The sequence below is a fragment of the Rhizobium herbae genome, from assembly GCF_017873135.1.
Taxonomy (GTDB): Bacteria; Pseudomonadota; Alphaproteobacteria; order Rhizobiales; family Rhizobiaceae; genus Pararhizobium; species Pararhizobium herbae.
Map to the genome: position 1 here is coordinate 331742 of NZ_JAGGJV010000001.1, position 20505 is coordinate 352246.

Sequence of the window (20505 nt, forward strand, 5' to 3'; positions counted from 1 at the left end):
AGAATGGTGCGCACCAATTGGCGCCCAGGCTGTCAGAGGTGCAACGCAAGAGATGCCGCAGCAGAGCGGAGTGAAAGGAAGTAACGATGCCCGTATTCGCAACAGCAGGCAGCAAGGTTTACATCGGAACCGCTCTCGAAAGCGGCACCGGCGAACTCACAGTGGATGACTTCGATGATATCGTTTGGACGTCGATCGGCAACCTGGAAACCATCGGTGCCGTGGGTGACACGTCGAACTCCGTCGATGGCACTTTCATCGATCGTGCGCGTGTCGTTCGGATGAAGGGCGCAAGGGATGGCGGCACCATGGAACTGGTTGCTGGCCTCTCATACACAGATGCTGGGCAGTTGGCGCTGATCGCCGCCGAGAAGAGCCCTCACGAATTCGCGTTCAAGGTTGAATTCAACGATAAACCGGCAACCGGCGCGAGCCCAAAGAACTCCACCCGCATGTTTGTCGCGCTGGTGATGAGCGCAAGCGAGCAGTTGGATGGCGCCGATAACCTGATGAAGCTCAACGCATCGTTGGCGATCAACTCCAACGTCATCCGTACCAATGCCTCCGCAACCTGATCTTGGCCCCCCGGGTGGTCAACGACTTGCGGGGCTATGGGAAAGGACCGGCGGGGTCCCGTCGCGCAAGATGGACCCCAAATGGAACTAAATTTTTAAAACACCAAAAAGGTGCATCGCCGTGATTTTGTCGCTCGAGGAACTGAAAGCACAGCTCAACCTGACCGACGATTTCGGCACCGCGGATGACGCCTTGCTCACGCGGAAGATTGCGGTTGCGCAAGATCACCTCGAGAGGATGCTCGGGTACAAGGTTGAGGCCACTTACGGAGGTGTCGATCAAGACCCGGTGCCGCCGGCATTGATCGAGGCTGTCGCCCTGCTGGCCGGGCACCTTTACGAGAATAGAGAAGGAACGCTCGTTGGAGTAAGCGCCCAAGAATTGCCGCTCGGCGTCTGGGATATCGTAAGCGGTTACCGTGAATGGACATGCGGATGAGCAGCGACGGCGGACTATCCAGTTTCCAGAAGCGGATGCGTGCCATTCCGATAGCCGTCAGGGAGGCCGTAGAGCCCGCTCTGGTTAAGAGTGGCGATGAACTCGCCGCGGTCATGAAGCAACTGGCACCGGAAGCGCAGGGCGATCTCAAGGGCAGTATCACCGTCACGGCACCGGGACAGCGAACGCCAGCCTATAGTCAGCCGGGAGGCAGCCGTACTGCGCAAGAGAACGAAGTCCTCGTCACGGCTGGAAATTCTAAGGTCCGATACGCCCACTTGCAGGAATACGGGACCGCCCATGCGCACGCCCAGCCTTTCTTTTGGCCGGCTGTCCGTCTGACGAAAAAACGGATCACCAACCGGATCAAGCGAGCGATCAGCAAGGCAGTCCGAAATAGCAAGGGTGGACAATGAGCCCGGAAATTGCCCTACAGAAGGCGGTCCGCACCCGCCTCGTACTGACCGAGGAAGTCGTTGCGCTGGTGCCGGCTGCTTCGATCCTCGACCGCAACCAACGCCCAAATCCGCGCCCGTCGGTCATCATTGGCGAGGGGCAGAGTGTTGACGAAGGCGACAGCATCGGCCGCAGCCTGACCCGCGTCTACGCTGATCTCCATATCTGGGTGAAAGAGCCGTCGACGGAGGGATCAAAATCCATCGCAGGAGCCATCCGCAACGCCGTCCGCATTGGCCGATTTGCTGGAGTTGACGGGTTTCATTTTGCCGATTGCCGCATCGCCAACACCCGGTTCCTGCGCGATCCCGATGGCGAAACAAGCCATGCAGTCGTGACGGTCGAAGCAATTGTGGAGGAAATCTAATGCGGGCCGGGAAGATGGACAGGACCATTCGCATCGACACCTTCGACGCGGGTGCGGTGAATGATTTCGGTACACCTACGCCGGGTTTCACGCCGCTTGCGACCCTACGCGCACAGATTATCCAGGCGTCCACTCAGGAGCTCTTGGAGGCACAGGGCGCGACGGATGACACGGTGATCATCTTTCGCACCCGCTGGATCGATGGTGTTACCAACGCTGGTCGCATCCACTACGACGGTGGTTATTTCAATATCCGGGAAACGAAAGAGATCGGCCGCCGGAAGGGCATGGACCTGCGCTGCGTCAAGGCGGTGAACGAATGAGCAGCAAGGGCACACGCGGCGCGAAGGCCACGCTGCAGGCGATCGACGGAGGATTGAGCGGTGTGCCAAAGGCACCGGCGCACTTCAAGCCGGACATGGTCGCAGAGTGGAACGTCATTGCCGCAGAGTTGGTGGAGCGCCGGATTCTGACGGCATCGATGGTTGGGCTCGTCGAGACCTACGTCTCCGCTTTGTGGATGGTGAGAGAGGCGCAGAAGGAAATCGCCGCGATTGGTCTCCTCGTGAAAACAGCCCATGGAATGCCGAAACCCAATCCAGCGTGCGGGACATTGAAGTCAGCCTTCGAGGCCGTTGCCCGCCTGGGCGCAGAACTTGGCCTGACGCCAGCCGCGCGGGCGAAACAGGGTTTCTCACCCAAGGGAGGAAGCAATGACGACGACGCTGCCGACCTGGGTCTATGACGACTCCCCGATTGCCGACCCGATGGGATACGGCGAACGCGCCGTGAAGTTCCTCCGGGCGCTGCGGCATCCGAAGAACCCCGCCCCGGGCAATCCGTTCCAGCTGGACCGTTGGCAGGAGCGGATTATCCGTCGCATCTACGGTCCGCGTCATCCAGACGGCACCCGCATCGTCAAGACGGTGGTGCTGCTACTGCCCCGCGGCAACCGCAAGACCGCACTGTCGGCGGCGCTGGCATTGCTTCATACCGTTGGCCCGGAACGTGTTCCCGGTGGTGAGGTGCTGTCTGCAGCATCCGATCGCAAGCAGGCGCGTCTTGGCTTCACGGAGGCCGTTGGACTCGTGCGGGCGCATCCGAAGATCAATGCCGTCACCTCGATTCAAGACTATAAGAATCGGCTGGTCTCGACGAAATACGGCAGCTTCTATGAGGCCATGTCCTGCGACGCCGGCACGCAGCACGGCCGCACGCCTTGCTTTGCCTTGGCGGACGAACTGCACGCATGGAAGAAACGCGACCTTTGGGACGTGGTTAAGTCTGGCCTCGTCAAGGTGCCCGGCAGCTTGTTGGTTGTTGCCACCACCGCCGGGCGTGGCCAAGACAATCTCGCCCACGACATCATCGCCGATGCCCGTCGTGTTGCGCGTGGCGATATCGTCGACGAGACCTTCCTGCCGATCCTGTTCGAAACGTCGCCCGATGCCAATTGGCGGGACGAGAGCGTTTGGAGGCTGGCGAATCCAGGCCTGTCCTGCACTCCAGCTTATCCGGACATCGAAGGCCTTCGCCAACTTGCCCGGGAAGCAGAGCGGCGCCCCAACGATCGAGAGGCATTTCGGCAGCTGAATTTGAACACTTGGCTGGATAGTGCGGAAAATCCTTTCGTGTCGATGGATGCCTATGACCAGGGCGCCGGCCCGGTCGATCTCGATCAACTGGAGGCGGACCAGACGCCTTGCTGGCTGGGCGTCGACCTTTCCAGCAGCATCGACTTGTCCGTGATTGTCGCGGCATGGCCGGACGGCAACGATGGTTTTCTCGTCCAGCCATGGTTTTTCATTCCCAAGGCAAACATTCTGGAACGGCAGGACATCTCCGGCGCGCCTTATCTGCGGTGGGTCGAAGAGGAGCTCGTCACCGCGACCGAGGGCAACACGATCGATGTCCGAGAAGTCGAGAACGTCATTCGCGAACTGTGTGCCCGCTTCAACGTCCAGCAAATTGCCTTCGACCCCGCGCTTGCCCGCGCGACCATGAGCAACCTTGCCGACGAGGGGTTGCCTGCGATCGAGATGCGCCAGGGCGCCTTGACCATGATGCCGGCGCTTGCCGAGCTGGAGCGGGCCGTCATCGCCGGCAGGTTCATCCACGGCGGCCATCCTGTCCTGCGGTGGACCTTCGCCAACGCCGAGGCGCAGACGAACAGCCACGGGCACATTGTCCGTCTCACCAAATCGAAACGCTGGCTCTCCATCGACGGCGCCGTTGCCTGTGCGATGGCCGTGCAGTGCGCGGCGGCGGGCGATACCGGGCAATCGATCTACGACACCCTTGGCGACGATTTCGAAAATTGGGCGATGGCATAGAGGATTGAACATGGCAACGGACGAAGAGCGCTTGGTCGTATCACTCGAAGCCCGGATCCGGGATTTCGAGAAGAATTTCCAGAAGGCGGAGCGCACAGGAACGCGGACGTATCAACAGCTTGTGGCCGGTTCCTCACGTGCAACGCGGATGATGGAACAGGATGCCATCCGATCTTCGACGCGCATCAACCAAGCCTTTGCAACGGTCTCCACGAGGGTCGGTGCCTTTGGGAAGGCGTTCGGCATCGGTGCGTTCGCCACGCTGAGCGGCGCGGCGTTTGCGGTGATCGCTCCCATCCTCTCGGTGGCGGCCGCTCTGGATAAAACCAAACGTGCGATGGACGAATTCTCGGCCATCAGCGACTCCGCAAAAGCGACCGGTCTTGATGCCGAGTTTTTCCAGGTACTCGCCCACCAGTCGGAGCTTGGGGGTGTAGCAGTCGATCAGCTTTCCGGCGCGCTTGAGACCTTCAGCAAAAACGCTGGTCTGGCTGCCGAAGGAAAAGGCAAAATGGTGAAGGCGCTGCAGGCGCTGAATCCAGAGCTCCTGAAAAACATCCTCGCCGCCACGACACAGGAGGAGCGCGTTCGCCTCGCTGCGGACGCCATCGACGCCGCCGGATCAGCGAGCGAGAAAGCTGCGCTTTCGGCAACGCTCTTCGGTGACGCCGGCACCCGGCTTGTTGAGGTCTTCAGCGGCGGCTCCGCAGCGATCGACGCGACGGCTAAATCCGCCCGCGACCTTGGCCTTATCATCGACCGTGACGTGATCGCGCGCACGGAAGAACTCGGCGACCAGCTGGACACGGCGACGAAGGTTATAAACGCGGAGTTTTCAAAGGCCCTCGTCGATCTCGCACCGCTCATGGTCGACGCAGCGCGCCTGGCTGGCGATGTGGCCGCCGCCATATCCCGCATCGTTGACCGGATGCGCGATCTCGAAAACCAGAGCACCACCGGCCTGAACACGCAACTGTCGACCATCGGTGGCCAGCGCCTGGAACTGGAAAACCAGATCCTCGAGCTTCAGGACAAGCAGCGCGAAAACGCGGGCGCCCTTTTTGGTGGATTCGAGAACAAGACGCTCGACGGGGAGATCGCCGCCCGAAAACAGCAGATCGATGAGCTAGGCCAGCAAGAGAAGTCGATTCTCGACATTCTCGGCTCTCGCAAGCCGAGCGAGCCGCTGGTCAGACCGGCATCCACCGATGATGACAGCGGCCCATCCCCGTCGACCGGCGGCAAGGCCTCCCGCAACTCGGAAGCCGAGGCAGCGATCAGAGAAGCTGAGGCCGTCAAGGAACTGATCGCCGATCTGGAATTCGAACGGTCGCTTCTGTCCATGACCGAAGAGCAGCGCCGGGCAGCGGTTATCAGCCGCCAGGCAGGCGCCGCGGCTACGGAAGAACAGCGCGCGCAGATCATCGCCCTCAACGAAGCGCTCCACCAGGAGGAGGAAGCCCAGAAGCGGGCGACCGAGGCGTCGGAGTTTTTCAAGGATGCCGCCTACGACAGCTTCAAATCGTTGATTCCCCAGATCGAAACCGGAAACGCGGCGCTCGACTCATTCATAAACAAACTTGCCGAGGCCGCCGCGCAGGCGTTGTTGCTGGGCGAAGGTCCGTTGGCAGGCCTTTTCGGTGGCGGTCTCGGCAGTCTCTTCGGTGGCCGCGCCTCCGACCCATGGGCGGGCATGCGGTCGGTTGGCGTGTCGACGTTTGCCGGTGGCGGCGTTTCAGATAGGCCGGCGATTTTTGGCGAGGCTGGGCCCGAGGCGGCCGTACCGTTGCCGGATGGCCGCCGGATCCCCGTGGACCTGCGCGGCGCCGGCAGCGAAGGCTCGACGTCCGTCCAAGTGGGGGTGGAGGTGAGTGTGGCCGATGACGGCGCGCTGATCGCCTACGTCACCGACGTTTCCCAGAAGGAGGCGCGCTCGGCAACGACATCCGGAATCAAGGAATACAACAAGACCATCCCCGACCGCATCAAGCAGGTGAACCAGAATCCGAGGAAGCGATAGATGCGGATTCAGCGGCATCTCGTTGAAGCGCTACGCGCCAATCTCCGAGCGGGCGGAGTTCCGCGGCTGCCCGCCGGCGGTGATCTCTGCTGGAAGTGGTTCATCGATCTCAATCGCACCCGCACCTGGCACGCGGCCGGTCCAAACGCGATTTCCTATTGCGAAATCGAGGCCTATTGCCGTGTCCGGCGCTGGCCGCTCGAGCAGCGTCATATCGAGGTCCTGACGGCCATGGACGAAGCCTACCTCGAGCATTTCAGGCAGGCCCACGCCCGCGTGCAAGCCGGCGGGAAACCGCAGCAAAGACACACCGGCCAAGCCATAACCCCCGATCTGCTCGACGCTCTTTTCGCGTGAGGATGACCCATGCCCTACCTCGACCAGTACAGTCGGAAATTCAAGCATAGGCCGATTTTCAAGGGCAAGGAACGCGATGCTATCTTGGGCCAGATCATCGACGCGCTGGATGACTGGCGCCTATCGCCCTTCGAGCATGAGAGCGATTGTCGATATATACTCCGCGCTGCACTCTGCCTGGAGGGCCATGGCTGGCCGGCAGCTGACACGGAGGCATCTGCACTTATCGATGTTGGCCTAAAGCAGAACGGTGCGGTGAGGCCGAGCTGGGGCGCAGGGCAGCCAGACTATACAGAGTGTGAGGCTTTCTGCCGGATCTGCTTCGCCGCTCTCAGCGAGGCTCAGCAGAAGTTGCGCGCGCGGTTCTGCTCAATGGCTTGCGCGAAAACGCAAATCGAGCAGACGGGTTGGAAAACCTCCGGGGCGGCGCGAAGAGCCTATGAGATGGTCCGCAAAGCGAATAAAATACACCCACGGCAATGCGAGCACTGCGGCACGGAATTCCATGTCCACAGCAAATCTGCTCCCGACCGGTTCTGCTCAAAGCCATGCCGAAACGCATCGTTGAAGACGAGGTGCGAGCGGCGATGCGAGCACTGCGGCACTTCCTTTCTTCCGTCTATTGCGAAGGTAAACCGGTATTGCAGCCGGCCTTGCTATTACGCAGCCCGGAAAGCGGAGCGCCACCTCCGGCAATGCGAATGCTGTGGGACGTCGTTCGTGACCAACGTTTCGACCGCGAAATATTGCAGCAAGACGTGTATTTCGAAGGTCCACTATTACCGCAGGAGGGCGGCGGCCGTCATCTTGCCATTCCCTACGATCTCGCCGGCGGAGTTTGACCAAGAGTTCGTGATCGCAGCGTGAAGCATTAGCCCTCGAGCCTGGCTATTTCCCGCACGATGTCCTTGATCAATCCGCGAAGCTCTTCCGGATTGAATGATGATGATTTCGCACCGCCGGGCGATACAAGATCACCGCTAACTTTTGTCTCCCAATTTCCCTTCTCGTCGACGACTACTTGGAGATACATGGTGATCGTCTTCTTCAAACTAGAAAATACTGCCGAAACCGAGCGGGCTTTCCAGGGGCCTTCGTCTGCAATCGAAATCGGCGAGATGTTCACATCGACCGACCCTTTCAAATCCTTCTTAGCTAGGCTCAGTTCTTCCAGAACAGTTTCGTTCAAATGCTTTTCGCCGACTTTCAGGCTTTCTTCGGTGCGTTGATTTATTCTTTCCATTGCGGCAGCGTCATCCGCCTTTTTCTGCTTCTGTCTCGCTGACTCTGCATTGAATTCATCCGAGTAAATGCCCACTATATAACCTCCCCTTGTTTGCCTAAGTCGCCTCCAAGATTCATTGTTTCTTTGGTTTCCGAGGCAGAAACTTAAAGACCTCAAATTGGTCAATCAACGTCAGCGTAGCTATATGCTCTCCCCAAAAAGCAGCTGCTTCCGGCGGTTCAGGACTCCAGGCCCGAACTGTGCCCCCGCCATCGTTTCCGTCGGCTTCGCGAAGTCCTCCCAATTCAAGGTAGTGGTCGACTAAAGCTTTCGCGCGCTCACCGTCCATTGTCATTCTCCCCAACGCTACACAGCGTCGCTAAAATCAAATTGGTCCCCGTCCAACCACGGTCTTCGAGTTGTCACCCGCCAACCTGGATCATCACTTCGTATTCCCTGATTTACGACCTCAAATATTGAGATCATGCCGGCGACTTTCATCCCCGCTTCCTCGAGAGCAAGCTTTGATCCCAGCATCTGCGACCCAGATGTCACGACATCATCGAAAAGGACAATTGGTTGGTCGGTTGTCCGCATTACCCTAAGCGCGGCCTTGTGGGCGGCGGCGGAGCGAGATCGCTCATTTTTGTGGGCCATTCCGACGACAGTTTGCCATCTCAGTAAATCGGAGCTCGTGCAAGGATGTCCCAATATCGCTGCGATCTTTTTGGCGAGAATATACGTCTGAAACGTGTTCCTGGACGAGGCTAATGCGCCGCTATTGGGAATGGGCACAATACAGACGTCTTTACCGAATTGTTCGCGAATTCGAAGAGCGCTCCTGTAACAAACCTCTTCTAGGAAGAGATCCGAGTTGCGCGCATTAATCGATATTCCACCACGGCCCGTGATCCAAAAATTAAAGGTGCCGTTGAGCGTATTTCCTTTGACGATTCTTACGCCATGGTGTGCCTGCCACTCCCTGGCCTCGCGACGAATGTTAACATCTGTGCAATAACGCAATAGGCAGTGAACCTCGATGGTCGGCATTACCGAAGCGCCTCGATAATATCCAACGTCGATTCTAGTACCTGGGTGCGAGGATGATTGAGGAACTTGGCAGGCCAGGACAACTTAGGATCTTCCGCAACTGATTTCATGATGAATAGCCAACGACCGTTCTTTTGACATTCGACAGCTTGGTGGAGAGTGCCGGAAGTGTCGGAAGCCTCGACAATAACGGTGGCGTCACTGAGCAACGCCATGACCCGATTCCGCGTTGGAAAATTGGAACGGTACACTTCCTCGCCAACCCCAAACGGGGATATGAGGAGGTGATGATTGTAAATGTCCATTTGAAGCTGGGCATTTTCCGCGGGATACGCCCGATCCAACGGCGTGCCAATTACAGCCGCAGTCTTTCCGCCTGCGTTAATGGCCCCAAGGTGCGCGACAGAGTCCACACCTTTTGCAAGCCCACTCATGACAACGACACCCATCTCAGCCAGTTCACGAGACAAGCGGTTAGCGCGTTTGATGCCTGCTTCAGAAATTTCACGCGTGCCGACAATCGAGACAACTTTAGATGCTAGAAACCGAATGTCGCCAGCGCAATAGACGAACACGTCCTTCGCTCCGTATGAGCGAAGTAAATCGAACTGACCATCGCCACCGCCTGAACGGCCGTATTTTTGAAGAAGATTTTGCAATGTGTCAGTGAAAGACCGCGAGGGACCGACATAGCCGTTCCTCCGTTTCGGTGTCTTTACCGGTTTGTCCATTTGCAAGTCCATGTCCTCTACCATAACGGGAATTTCATCGATTCGAAATCTGGCTATGGTTTAAAGCTCGCCTTTTCCGCATTTATTGTGAATCGCTCAGGGCAGAATGGCAATGAGTGCGATTCTGTTCCGATTTTTACGGCGCTTTGGCAGGCTAAACAAAAAGACGATCTGCTAGCTGGATGACCGTGTCGCTTTTCTCAGAGGTGAATTTCCACCAAGCATCCATGATTTTCCGGCGCTTCTCTACAGCATTGCCGCGACGATAAGCGCGCTCAGTCTCGTCTTTGATGGTATGGGCAAGGCAGAGCTCGATATCGTCGCGCATGAAGCTGGTGGTGTCCCCTGCCCAGTCGCGGAATGCCGAGCGGAACCCATGCGGCGTGTACTGCCCTGCCCCGGTCCGGCGCATAGCCATCGTCATCGCCATAACCGAAAGCATAGTTCGCGGTCCTGGGAAAACGAAGTCGGAGTTTCGCCGCACCTTCTTGACTTCCGTCAGGACTTCCATGGCGCCGTCACTCAATGGCACCACATGCTCCTTGCCGTTTTTCATACGCTCTTTCGGAACGGTCCAGACTCGAGCGTCTTCGTCAACCTCGCTCCACTTCGCGCCGATGATCTCGCCGGATCGGCCGGCGGTGAGGATGACGAACTTGAGCGCAAGATTGCTTACCGTCGGATTGGCCGTGAGAACCTTCATGTAAGCGGGCACGTCGCCGTAGGCCATCGCGGCATGGTGGCCGCGCGACAGCTTCGATCTCTTCGGCAAGATTTGCTGCAGGTGGTTTTTCCAAACCGCCGGATTCTCACCGCTCCGCTTCTTGAGCGCCTTCGCGGAATCGAGCACCGCCTCTATCCTGCCTCGAAGCCGCGCCGCCGTTTCGGGCAGCTTCGTCCAGATGGGCTTGAGGACGGCCAGGACGTCCTCTGTCGTGATCTCGTCGATGAATAGGTCGCGAAGGTGGATGCAATAGCCGTCGTTGATAAAGGCACCCTTGTCGTCCTTCCGGACGCTTAACGTGTAATACCATTGCGACAGGTGCTTGTCGTTTTTCCAGCCCGCTTTCTTGGCCTCGATATAGTCGAATGCGAACGCGCCGAAGGTGGGGCGGGCGGCTTGTGCGGCAGCGTCAGCCGCGGCGGCAGCCTCCTGCTCCTCTCGCACCTTCCGAGGATCCTTGCCACTAGCGAAGATCGCACGATATTCCGCAGCCTTCTCTCTGGCGCCCGCAAGCGAAACACTCAAGGCGCTGCCCAGGCCGAGTTCAATGCGCTTGCTGTTGAGGGTCCCCATAAAGACCCAACGCTTTCCATCCGGCGCGACCTTCAGGTAAAGCCCGCCCCCGTCCGAATGTTTTCCGATTTCCTTGATGGTCTCAACTCTGCGTGCGGTTAGTTTATTTGCAACCCTCGCCATGCGTCCCACTTTCCGTCCCACTTTCCGTCCCACTTTGCGTCCCACTTTGAGCATCGCATTGAGCGGTATGTCAGACAATATCACGAAGTGTCGGAATAATTGACGGTCGTGCTAACTAGCTGAAAAAGCGTGCATAAATATTACGTTCTGACACTCTCTGACAGTAATAGTTTAGAGGACACCTCTTCCGCCACCGCTGCGATTGCACGCCACGGTGCGATATTCTGCGCGGCAGGTACGCCACCGCCGCAACAGACTCAGGTACTTACCCAGTAAAACGTGATCGCATTCGATCCGGCTTGCATCGCAGGACCGCTCATATCGTGCGCCGCTTGGCGGGACGGTTGCACACCAAGTCAAAGACCCATGCGGACAACCGTATGAGACATCAGGCGGCCGGTGAACGTTCGATGGCATCCTGTATCAGCCATTCGGCGGGCAATGTTTCCCAAAGGGCCTGCCGGATGATCGCGGCCAGATGCGCGGTCAAGGGACTCGGGTCTTTTCCGGCTCGAAAGAGCGCCAGGCCGAGCGACGGCAAGTCTGGCAGGCCGTGAGATCGCGGCTCAAGCTGCCGGATGGATTGCGGTCGTCCAACGGGCGTACGCAAAGCGATGCCCAGTCCAGCAGCGGTGGCCGCCCAAAGTCCACCGAGGCTCGGGCTGACAAAGGCGATACGCCAGGCAAGGCCCTGCCTGTCGAGATGCTCGCATGCAATGGTGCGCAGGAGGCATGGGGCTTCCAGGGCAGCAAGCGGCAGTGGTTCCCGGCCATCTGGAAGCCATACAGGCTCACGGCCTGCCGCGCCCAGCCAGCATAGCGGTACGGCGGCGATCCGGTCGGCGGCGGCGGATGGGGAGCCGTCGTCCCAGGCAAGCGCGAGATCGATATGCCCTGACGCGATTCTATCCTTGAGTTCGACGTTGCGCGCGATGCGTCCTTCGATCCTGACTTTTGGATGGGCGCGCGCGAAGCGACCAAGCACCTGCGGCAGAACGGTTTCGCCGAAATCCTCTTGAAGTCCGAACCTGATCCAGCCCTCCAGTTCCACGCCCCGTACGGCGCTCATCGCCTCGTCGTTGAGGTCGAGCAGTCGCCGTGCATAGGACAGGAGCACTTCGCCGCTATCGGTCAGCGTCAGTCCGCGTCCCGATTTGCGCACCAATGTCACGCCAGCCTGCTCTTCGAGCTTCTTGAGCTGCGCGCTGACCGCCGAGGTCGACCGGCCCAGCCGGTCGGCAGCCCGGGCAAAGGACCCTGCCTCCATGCCGGCGGCGAAACTGCGCAGGGCGTCCATGTCCAGGTTGGTAAGGCGCACGTCAGTCGTCCCGTTTAACAGGATTGTTAATCCTGAATAATTTGATTTTCAGGATTATTGTGAGGCCCGATAATGCGCATGTCAATCACCTCACGGAGTCTGCCATGCCCTTCACCCGAGTATCCCTACTGGCGGGAAAGTCTTCCCACTACATTTCCGCCGTTTCCGACAGTCTCGACCGCGCCCTTGTCGACTGTTTCGACGTGCCGGAAAATGATCGTTTCGCCGTGTTCCACTCGCATCAGCCCGGAGAGCTTGTATTCGATCGCACGTATCGTGGTGGTCCGCGTTCGGATGACTATATGGTCTTTCACATCACCACAGGAAAGAACCGCTCTGCGGAAACCAAGGCACGATTTTTTCGCCGTCTGGTCGACAACCTTGCCAAAGCGCCGGGCGTCAGGCCGGAAGATGTGATGGTTGTAATCGCCAATTCGACCTTCGAGGATTGGTCCTTTGCTTCCGGCATTTCGGCCGCCGCGCCGGCACAGGACGGCGAATGATGAGCAATCCATTCGACATGGAGACCGCCTGCCCGCAGGCAATGGCGATAGTGCGCGACGGCGTTGGAATCACATCCGTGCCTGAAGGTATCGCAACCGGGCCGTTCCGCGTGCAGATGCTGCTTTCAAGCAGGGCCGAGGGCGAGATGACGGCCATGCGCGCCTTCATCGATCCGGGTGTCGTCACCCATTGGCACAGCCATCCGCGTGGACAGCTTTTGTTTGTGCTGGACGGCGCTGGTCTCGTTCAACGCGACGGCGGCGATGTTATCGAAGTCTGCGCGGGCGACTGCATCTGGTTTGCCCCCGGCGAACGCCACTGGCACGGCGCGAGCCCTGCTGGCCCCTTCGGTTACATCAGCGTCCAGCCGGTCAAGGACGGAACCGCCGTCCATTGGATGGAACCGGTCGCGCCTATGGAGGAATGCTCATGATCGCGATGCAATATAGCTTCGTCCTGCCAGCCGACTACGATATGACGGTCATTGACCGGCGCATCCGCGACAAGGGGCCGTTGCTCGACGGTTTTCCACGCCTGCGGTTCAAGGCGTATCTCTCTGCCCGCAAGCACGACAACGGCTTCACAAGCGCGGACAACCTTTATGCGCCGTTCTACCTCTGGGATCAGCCGGAAGGGCTCGACGCGTTTCTGACCGGTCCCGGCTTTGCCGCTGTGTCGCGGGATTTCGGATGGCCACTGGTGCGGACATGGGTGGTCTGGCACGCCGAACTCGAGCCCGACCTTGGCGAAGCGAGGTTCGCGACCCGCGAGATCGTTCCGATCCGATCTCATTCCGATCTGGCATCATTGCGAACCGACGCGGTCATCGACGCACAAACGGCGGTTCGCGGCGGCGCGCTCGCGGCTGTTGCGGCTTTCGATCCGACCGGCTGGACATTGGTGAAATTTCGGCTTTGGCGTGTCCCGCCGGAAGGGCAACAGCAGGGGAGCAAAGACGTTCAAACCTATGGGGTAGGACATATTTCCTTGCCATGAGGCGAAGCACAAGCCCGCCAAACTGCGAAATCGGCGGAGAAGGCGACGTGCTGCCATCCGGCTGCGCTTGCAGACAACGCAACATCGCCCGGATCGATAGTCACTCCAGTGGTGGCAGGAGACGCACACGCTCAGGGGGAATCCTGACGGCGGAGACCGGAGTTCTCAGATGTGTCTCCAGGCGAACCATCCCGGTGCCGACAGCCAGATCGATCCGGCGAACTGGCCCCAGAAACCGGTCCGACAGGGTTTCACCTGCGATTTCACCGGCAACCTCGGCCCGCGGCGAACGCGCCAGCGGCTCGATCCATTCCGGGCGGACAAAGACGATCACCGCATCTCCCCGTGTGCGTGTCCCGGTAACGCAAGCGATAGGCCCGACCGACGTGCCCACCAGCCCTTCCCGCTCGACAATCCCCGGCCACAGGTTCGATTGGCCGACAAAGCCCGCCACATAGGCGTCCACCGGGGTGTCGTAGAGTACACGCGGGGTGCCGATTTGTACGATGCGCCCCTCGCGCATCACGGCCACCCGGTCGGCTACGGACAGGGCTTCCTCCTGGTCGTGCGTCACAAGCAGCGTCGCAATACCCGATTGCCGCTGCACGCGCAGGATTTCGTCACGCATCTCGACCCTTAGTGCCGCATCGAGCGCCGAGAGGGGCTCATCCAGGAGAAGCCCCTTCGGGTCAAATACCAATGCACGCGCCAGTGCGACCCTCTGCTGCTGTCCACCCGACAGCATGTGCGGCATCGAGCCGACCCGCGCGCCCATGCCGACACGCTCCAGCATCTGGATGGCCTGCGCACGCCGTATTGGATGCGGCACACCTCGTACCCGCAGAGGAAAGGCCACGTTCTCCCAGGCGCACAGGTGTGGAAACAGGGCGTAGTTCTGAAACACCACGCCGAGACGCCGCTCTTCGGCGGTAACCTCCGTCACGTCTCTGTCACCGATCCGTATAAGACCAGCCTGCGGCCGGGTGAACCCCGCCAGAAGCTTCAGCGCGGTTGTCTTTCCGGAGCCGGACGCACCGATCAGTGCCACCAGTTCCCCCGGCCCGACCGTCATTGACAGATCGTGCACCCCGGTTCCGCTGCCGGGATAGGTATAGTTGATGGATTCAAACGCCATGGTCATGAAGAAGCCCCGGATTGGACTGGGTCGAAGGTTTTCCGGCTATTGCGCCCCACCAACAGGACGATCAGCAAGGCGATCCATGTGAGCAGGAAGCTCACGATCGTGAGCGCCGCTGCCTCGGCGGGTTCCGACTTGCCGACCAGGTTGATCGAGACCGGAAACGTCTGGAAAAGCAGGATGTTGGCGACGGTGAATTCGCCGAGTACGACGGTGAATGTCATCAGTGCCGCGTTCACCAGCGCCGGCCATAGGTTGGGCATGACCACCCAGAGGATCGTCCTCCCCACGCCGGCACCCAGGCTTGCCGCCGCAAGGCGCAACTGCGCCAGATCGAGATTCGAGATCGCGATATCGATCGCCCGGTAGGCATAAGGCAACGCAAGGAAGAAATAGGGCAGCGTCAGAAAGAACGGCGAGCCGATCAGCCAGCCCGGTCCGCTGATCAGCACAGACAGACCCGCCACCAGGGCGATACCCGGTATGACGAAAGGCAAGATGGCAGCGAGTTCGAGAAGCATGCGCAACCGGGGTGCAAACAGATGAACGGCGATCACCGCGGGAACCATGACAAGCAGAATGCAAGCGACCGTCGCCAAGGCCAATTGCGCCGACATCCACAGCGGAGCCAGAAGATCACCACGCGACAACAGCGCGACATATGCGTCCGGGCCGAAACCCGCCTGTCCCCGCGACAGGCTGAAGATCACCGTCATGATCAACGGCAGGGCGAAGTATATGAAAAGAGCGGCAAGAAAGACGATACGCAGGCTTTTCCCGATCATTTCCACCTCCGCGTCCTCTGGCCAAACCAGCGGCTGATCCACACCAGCACTGCCATCACCACGATCATCCCGACGGACAAGGCTGCGCCGGTCTGCGGTGCGCTTGCAACATCACCCGTCAGGACATTGCCGATCTCGGTCGTCAACAGCACGATATTGCCGGAGGTCAACGCATAGGCGGTGGCGTAGCCGGAAAAGGCGGAACCGAACAGCAGAATGAACGCCGAGATCAGCGAGGGCGCAAGGATGGGCAGCACAACCAGCTGCAACCGCTGAGCTGGATTGGCCCCCAGGCTTTTTGCCGCCGCGAGCCAGTCCTGGCTGATGGCGCGGATGGCGGGTGTGATCAGGATAATCATCAGGGGCGTCAGAAAATAGGTATAGACCAGCGTCAGGCCCGAGATCGAATAGAGCGAGAAACCCATCGCATAGATGTCTATTCCCGCCGTCCGCAACACCCGTGTCAGGAGGCCGAACATGCCCAGTGTGGAAATGAAGGCGAAAGCCAACGGAACGCCTGCAAAATTGGCTGCAACCGCGCTAAAACTGGTGACGAGCGCACCGAGGCGGGACTGGGCACCGGAACCAAAAGCGATGAAGGCGACGACCCCGCCAGTGACCAGTGAAACCGACGCCGAGGCAAACGAGAGAACGATCGAATTCCAGGCCGCCAGGCGGTATGTGGGATTGGCGAGGGACTGGATGTAATCGAGCGTGAATCCGTGCGGCCCGGAAACCGACTGCGCAACGAGCAGGATCACCGGCGCGATCATGCCGATCACAGTGAGCAGCAGGAAGGGTGCGATCATCGCAACGGCCCACAGGACATGCATCGGCAATAGGGGCCGCCGCGTTTTCGCGGCGACCTCCCGGTTGTGTTTGGTTGAATGTGCGAGGTTCATCGGTGTTTCAGATCTTGACCTCTTTCGCCCAAAGATCGGCAACGACCTGCTTGGCCTTGTCGAGTTGCGCCTGGGATGCGAAACGGACCTGCTTGTATGCTTCAGGCGTCGGCAGGCGATCCAGAACCGCCTTCGGTACGACGCCCTGCTCGAGCATGCGACCAAAACGGATCGGCTGCGCAAAGCCCGAAAGGAAGCCGAGCTGGCCCTCGTCGCTGAACAGGAATTCCTGCCATAGCTTGGCAAGGTTCGGATGCGGCGCATAGGCGCTGATGCCCTGCACATAATAGTTGCCGAATGGCGCGCCGTCGCCTGGAACCACAACTTCAAACTCGGTGCGGCCTGCCTCTTCATCGCGAATGGTCAGGGCGAGATAGTCCCATCGCAGGGCAATCGGCGTCTGGCCACTCACCATGCTGCCCTTGTCGCTCTGAATGGGATTGTAGTTGCCCGCAGCGGCGAGACGCGCGAAGAACTCGACACCCGGCTCGATATTATCGAGGCTTCCGCCATTGGCCAGACTTGCCGCCATGACAGCTGCGAAACTGTCGCCCGCCCGCATCGGATTGCCGCCCATTGCCACCATGCCGCGATACTCCGGCTTCAACAGGTCTGCCCACGTGCGGGGAACAGTCTTGACCACCGACTTGTTCACCGCAAACGAGATAATGCCGTAGTAGCAGCCGTAGAAATGGCCGTCCTTATCCTTCACCGAATCCGGAATGTCTTGCCAGGTAGCAACCTGATAGGGTTGCAAAAGGCCCTCTCCCATCGCCTGCTGCGCAAATGACGGGGCAAGATCCACGCAATCAGGCCCGCGTTCCTGCTTCTTCAGGCTGCGGATCGCCTGCAATTCCTCGGAGGAATTGCCTTCAGGATTGGTCGGATTGACCTCGACGCCGTATTTCGCCGAAAAGTCCTTCATCAGCTTGCCGTAGACCCAGTTGGGTGACAGCGCGATGGTGTTGAGTACTTTTTCCGCCTGAGCGGCCGATACGAGATCGGCTGCCGGGACCGGGCTTGCTAGCGCAAGGCCAGGCGCCTTGATGTTCAGGAGAGATGCACCGAGTGCAAGAGAGCTTCCACGGAGCAATCCACGCCGGCTAATATCGAAGAACGCCATGTCGTTTCCTTTCCTATCTGTCCTGCCGTCAAACGGGCCGGTTCCGGGCCATCCCGACGGAAGTCTATGAATTTTCTCTGCCCGCAATCTCTGGCGGGAACGCTTGCCTCCTATCACGCGTCTCATGAAACATTCATGACATATGCGAGACAATCATCTGAAATAAAACAGTAATTTTGTGCCTTGAGATTAAATAACTATTTGGTTACTAATGTGAATTGGGCGGCAAGACCTCAAGCGGTCGGCTGCGACCAAAAAAATTGGAGCAAGGGAATGACAAAGATCGCGGTGATCGCAGATCCCCATATTGGTATAGGGAGCCAGGTTTTTGTTGAAAACTGGCATCGTGCCGTTTCGCATGTGAACATGCGCGAATGTGCCCTGACGGTCATCCTGGGTGACCTTACGTTCGACGCCGCCAATAGCCGGTCAGACCTGGATTTCGCGCAGACATCACTCTCTGCGCTACACGGTCCATGTCTCGTCCTGCCGGGCAATCACGATGTCGGCGACGTCGATCGGTCGAGCCCGCAGCCGGCAGATGCGGAGCGCATCGCGCGCTGGACGGAGACATTTGGTCCGGACTACTGGCTTTGCGATGCCGTGCCGGGCTGGCGGCTCGTTGGAATCGACAGCCAGATCCTGGGCACCGGCCTGGAACGGGAGGAAGAGCAATGGGCGTTTCTGGAAACGGCGCTGCGCAGCGACCGGCGCACAGTGCTTTTCACCCATCAGCCGCTCTTCCTGGAGCGCTGGGATGAAGGTGACCGTCCCTATTGGGCCACCTGCGGCGTACCGCGTCAGCGGATGCGCGGGCTACTGGACATGACCGGCACGTCAGCGGTCGTCTCGGCTCACATGCATCGCGCGCTTGCGGCCGTCCCGGCCCGTGGGCCTGCCTTCTTCTGGACACCGGCAACCAGCTTCCTGACACGCAACAGTTCCATGCCCGCCCAGGATGGCACCGAGATCATGGGGGTGACAATCCTCGACCTCTCCGAGCACGGCATGACAGCCGGCTTCGATCCTGTTCCCGGTCTCGAAACTTTTTATATCGAGGACTTCAACGGTTCCCTTTACCCGGCGCCGGCGAAATGACCTGGTTCAGCTTTCACGGCGGCCACAGCGGCGAATTCTGTGCCCATGCGAAGGGGACCTTGGATGAGGTGGTGCAGCGTGCGATTGCGCGGGGCTTCACGCATTACGGGCTTACCGAGCATGTACCGCGTTTCAGACCGGAGGATCTTTATCCGGGGGAGGAAGACCTCGGGACAGACGGGCTCATGCGGGCTTTCCTGGCCTATGCGAATACGGCTTTTGCGTTGCGCGAGCAGTACGAAGACCGCATCGAGCTGCTGATCGGCTTCGAAACGGAAACATTGCCGCCAGGCACTTGGTTGAAGACGATGCAGACCCTGCGCTTGTCACAGCCCTTCGACTATATCGTTGGCAGTTCTCACGACATCGATGGACGCTGGGTGGATTACAACCCGGAAAGCACCGAGGCGCTCAAGTCCGATCTGGGGGGTGACGAGGCGTTGCATCTGGCCTGGTTCGCCCGGCTGACGGATATGGTCGAAGAGCTACGCCCCGAGGTCGTCGGCCACATCGATCTCGTGCGAAAATTCGAACCCGCGAATTTTGCCTTCGGCAAACCCGCCCTGCACGCCGCCGAGCGCCTGCTGGAGGCCGTCAAGGCAACCGGCGGCATTCTCGATGTCAATTCTGCCCCCGTCCGGAATGGTTACGGCCATGCCTATCCGCTGCCAATCTTGCTGGAGATGGCCTGCCGCATGGGGGTTGGCGTGACCCTGGGCGACGACAGTCACGGCCCCGACACGGTCGGCGTCGGCCTGGAGGCATCGTTACAGGCGATCATCGCCGCCGGCTATCGAACCATCCGTCGCCTGAGCCGCGCGCGAGGCTGGGAAAACATTCCGATCGATAGGGTGCAACCGCGATGACCGATCATCCTGATGACGATGCAACGAGCGGCAATACGCCCGTAGCGAAGCGAAAGAAAACAAATGCCGCCCGTGCGCGCCGCAAAAGCGCAGCTTTGCCTATTGAAGGTACGCCTTTGAAACGGCGTAAGCCCAGACTTCCCGTGTCTCGGCAATCAAAACCGGCTGGAAAATCGCGCGATGCAATCGCTACGCGAGCCCAGATCCTCGAGGTCGCCACGGCGGAATTTGCTGCCAAAGGCCTCGGTGGCGCCCGCGTCGACACGATCGCGGAACGGGCAGGCTTCAACAAGCGCATGCTGTACCACTACTTCGAAAGCAAGGAAAACCTCTTCCAGGCGGTGATCGAAACAGCCTACATGAAGATCTGGCAGGCGGAGGCCACGCTGGAACTCAACCACATGCCTCCCGAGCAGGCATTGCGTCGCCTGGTCGTCTTCACTTGGGACTATTACATCGCCCACCCGGAATTCATAACGCTTTTAAACAGCGAAAACCTTCACCAGGCGAAACACTTCAAGCGGTCGCAGATTATCCAGGACCAGGCTCGCCAGTCGCGCGATCTGGTCCGACAGATACTGGACCGGGGTGTGGAAGAGGGTATTTTCCGGTCAGGAATAGATTCAATACAGCTCAATATCACCATCAGTGCCCTGGGTTACTATTACTTGACGAACCACCACACCGCCTCGGTCGTCTACGAGCGGAACATGGCAAGTCCAGAGGCTCTGGCTGATCGATTGGAATTCAACATACAGTCGATACTTGCCATCGTCCGTGTCTAGTGGTGCACGTCTGTTCA

At 59.4% G+C, this 20505-nt stretch carries 26 protein-coding genes; 16 read left to right on the forward strand and 10 right to left on the reverse strand.

Annotated features, from left to right (window positions below; genetic code table 11):
• Positions 1–86 precede the first annotated feature (86 nt).
• The 10 genes from J2Z75_RS01705 (at position 87) to J2Z75_RS01750 (ending at position 7389) form a co-directional block, all read left to right on the forward strand.
• Complete coding sequence (locus tag J2Z75_RS01705; protein WP_209846791.1) at positions 87–575, forward strand: hypothetical protein; 489 nt, start codon at positions 87–89, stop codon at positions 573–575.
• Between the two features lie 121 nt (positions 576–696).
• The gene (locus J2Z75_RS01710) at positions 697–1014 is read left to right on the forward strand and encodes a head-tail connector protein (protein WP_209846794.1); all 318 of its coding nucleotides are present in this window, start codon (positions 697–699) and stop codon (positions 1012–1014) included.
• On the forward strand, positions 1011–1430 hold the full coding sequence (locus tag J2Z75_RS01715) for an HK97-gp10 family putative phage morphogenesis protein (protein ID WP_209846796.1): 420 nt from the start codon (positions 1011–1013) through the stop codon (positions 1428–1430). Before J2Z75_RS01710 ends, J2Z75_RS01715 begins: the two co-directional genes overlap by 4 nt.
• The gene (locus tag J2Z75_RS01720) at positions 1427–1837 is read left to right on the forward strand and encodes a DUF3168 domain-containing protein (RefSeq protein WP_209846798.1); all 411 of its coding nucleotides are present in this window, start codon (positions 1427–1429) and stop codon (positions 1835–1837) included. Before J2Z75_RS01715 ends, J2Z75_RS01720 begins: the two co-directional genes overlap by 4 nt.
• Positions 1837–2160 (forward strand): phage head closure protein, encoded by a 324-nt coding sequence (locus J2Z75_RS01725; protein ID WP_209846800.1) that lies wholly within the window; start codon positions 1837–1839, stop codon positions 2158–2160. Before J2Z75_RS01720 ends, J2Z75_RS01725 begins: the two co-directional genes overlap by 1 nt.
• Complete coding sequence (locus J2Z75_RS01730) at positions 2157–2582, forward strand: phage terminase small subunit P27 family (protein WP_209846802.1); 426 nt, start codon at positions 2157–2159, stop codon at positions 2580–2582. Before J2Z75_RS01725 ends, J2Z75_RS01730 begins: the two co-directional genes overlap by 4 nt.
• Complete coding sequence (locus tag J2Z75_RS01735) at positions 2551–4170, forward strand: terminase large subunit (protein ID WP_209846804.1); 1620 nt, start codon at positions 2551–2553, stop codon at positions 4168–4170. Before J2Z75_RS01730 ends, J2Z75_RS01735 begins: the two co-directional genes overlap by 32 nt.
• Complete coding sequence (locus J2Z75_RS01740; protein WP_209846806.1) at positions 4136–6190, forward strand: hypothetical protein; 2055 nt, start codon at positions 4136–4138, stop codon at positions 6188–6190. The genes J2Z75_RS01735 and J2Z75_RS01740 overlap by 35 nt, the downstream gene beginning before the upstream one ends.
• Complete coding sequence (locus J2Z75_RS01745; protein WP_209846809.1) at positions 6191–6547, forward strand: phage tail assembly chaperone; 357 nt, start codon at positions 6191–6193, stop codon at positions 6545–6547.
• A gap of 548 nt (positions 6548–7095) precedes the next feature.
• Positions 7096–7389, forward strand: a complete 294-nt coding sequence (locus J2Z75_RS01750) for a hypothetical protein (protein ID WP_209846812.1) — start codon at positions 7096–7098, stop codon at positions 7387–7389.
• Between the two features lie 29 nt (positions 7390–7418).
• On the opposite strand, the gene J2Z75_RS01755 is transcribed toward J2Z75_RS01750, so the two are convergent.
• The 6 genes from J2Z75_RS01755 to J2Z75_RS01780 form a co-directional block, all read right to left on the reverse strand.
• Positions 7419–7865, reverse strand: a complete 447-nt coding sequence (locus J2Z75_RS01755; protein WP_209846815.1) for a hypothetical protein — start codon at positions 7863–7865, stop codon at positions 7419–7421.
• A gap of 40 nt (positions 7866–7905) precedes the next feature.
• A complete protein-coding gene (locus J2Z75_RS01760) occupies positions 7906–8121 on the reverse strand; it encodes a hypothetical protein (RefSeq protein ID WP_209846819.1) in 216 nt (71 codons plus the stop codon).
• Positions 8122–8138: 17 nt separating this feature from the next.
• Positions 8139–8822: a phosphoribosyltransferase gene (locus J2Z75_RS01765; RefSeq protein WP_209846822.1), complete on the reverse strand. Its 684-nt coding sequence runs from the start codon at positions 8820–8822 to the stop codon at positions 8139–8141.
• Positions 8822–9553: a DNA-processing protein DprA gene (locus tag J2Z75_RS01770; protein WP_209846833.1), complete on the reverse strand. Its 732-nt coding sequence runs from the start codon at positions 9551–9553 to the stop codon at positions 8822–8824. Before J2Z75_RS01770 ends, J2Z75_RS01765 begins: the two co-directional genes overlap by 1 nt.
• A gap of 154 nt (positions 9554–9707) precedes the next feature.
• Entirely contained in the window at positions 9708–10973 is a 1266-nt protein-coding gene (locus J2Z75_RS01775) for a tyrosine-type recombinase/integrase (protein ID WP_209846836.1), read from the reverse strand.
• A gap of 388 nt (positions 10974–11361) precedes the next feature.
• On the reverse strand, positions 11362–12291 hold the full coding sequence (locus J2Z75_RS01780) for a LysR substrate-binding domain-containing protein (protein ID WP_209846839.1): 930 nt from the start codon (positions 12289–12291) through the stop codon (positions 11362–11364).
• 104 nt (positions 12292–12395) lie between these two features.
• On the opposite strand from J2Z75_RS01780, the gene J2Z75_RS01785 reads away from it, so the two are divergent.
• Genes J2Z75_RS01785 through J2Z75_RS01795 form a run of 3 tightly spaced genes read left to right on the forward strand, consistent with a single transcriptional unit; the run spans position 12396 to position 13791 of the window.
• A complete protein-coding gene (locus J2Z75_RS01785; protein ID WP_209846842.1) occupies positions 12396–12794 on the forward strand; it encodes a tautomerase family protein in 399 nt (132 codons plus the stop codon).
• On the forward strand, positions 12794–13228 hold the full coding sequence (locus J2Z75_RS01790; protein WP_234937086.1) for a cupin domain-containing protein: 435 nt from the start codon (positions 12794–12796) through the stop codon (positions 13226–13228). Before J2Z75_RS01785 ends, J2Z75_RS01790 begins: the two co-directional genes overlap by 1 nt.
• The gene (locus tag J2Z75_RS01795; protein WP_209846846.1) at positions 13225–13791 is read left to right on the forward strand and encodes a DUF4865 family protein; all 567 of its coding nucleotides are present in this window, start codon (positions 13225–13227) and stop codon (positions 13789–13791) included. Before J2Z75_RS01790 ends, J2Z75_RS01795 begins: the two co-directional genes overlap by 4 nt.
• A gap of 100 nt (positions 13792–13891) precedes the next feature.
• Here J2Z75_RS01795 and J2Z75_RS01800 read toward each other — a convergent pair whose 3' ends face one another.
• The 4 genes from J2Z75_RS01800 to J2Z75_RS01815 all read right to left on the reverse strand — a co-directional run bounded on the left by J2Z75_RS01800 (position 13892) and on the right by J2Z75_RS01815 (position 17739).
• Positions 13892–14932: an ABC transporter ATP-binding protein gene (locus tag J2Z75_RS01800; RefSeq protein ID WP_234937087.1), complete on the reverse strand. Its 1041-nt coding sequence runs from the start codon at positions 14930–14932 to the stop codon at positions 13892–13894.
• Complete coding sequence (locus tag J2Z75_RS01805; RefSeq protein ID WP_209846849.1) at positions 14929–15714, reverse strand: ABC transporter permease; 786 nt, start codon at positions 15712–15714, stop codon at positions 14929–14931. Before J2Z75_RS01805 ends, J2Z75_RS01800 begins: the two co-directional genes overlap by 4 nt.
• On the reverse strand, positions 15711–16523 hold the full coding sequence (locus J2Z75_RS01810; protein ID WP_234937088.1) for an ABC transporter permease: 813 nt from the start codon (positions 16521–16523) through the stop codon (positions 15711–15713). The genes J2Z75_RS01805 and J2Z75_RS01810 overlap by 4 nt, the downstream gene beginning before the upstream one ends.
• 100 nt (positions 16524–16623) lie before the next feature.
• Positions 16624–17739: an ABC transporter substrate-binding protein gene (locus J2Z75_RS01815; protein WP_209846852.1), complete on the reverse strand. Its 1116-nt coding sequence runs from the start codon at positions 17737–17739 to the stop codon at positions 16624–16626.
• A gap of 273 nt (positions 17740–18012) precedes the next feature.
• Here J2Z75_RS01815 and J2Z75_RS01820 point away from each other — a divergent pair, with 273 nt between their 5' ends.
• The 3 genes from J2Z75_RS01820 to J2Z75_RS01830 are packed head-to-tail and all read left to right on the forward strand — an operon-like array spanning position 18013 to position 20488.
• Positions 18013–18837, forward strand: coding sequence for a metallophosphoesterase family protein (locus J2Z75_RS01820; protein ID WP_209846855.1), 825 nt, complete (start codon positions 18013–18015; stop codon positions 18835–18837).
• Positions 18834–19703, forward strand: coding sequence for a histidinol-phosphatase (locus J2Z75_RS01825; RefSeq protein ID WP_209846857.1), 870 nt, complete (start codon positions 18834–18836; stop codon positions 19701–19703). Before J2Z75_RS01820 ends, J2Z75_RS01825 begins: the two co-directional genes overlap by 4 nt.
• Positions 19700–20488 carry a TetR/AcrR family transcriptional regulator gene (locus J2Z75_RS01830; RefSeq protein WP_209846860.1) on the forward strand — a complete coding sequence of 263 codons (789 nt, stop codon included), beginning with the start codon at positions 19700–19702 and terminating at the stop codon, positions 20486–20488. The genes J2Z75_RS01825 and J2Z75_RS01830 overlap by 4 nt, the downstream gene beginning before the upstream one ends.
• Positions 20489–20505: the final 17 nt, after the last annotated feature.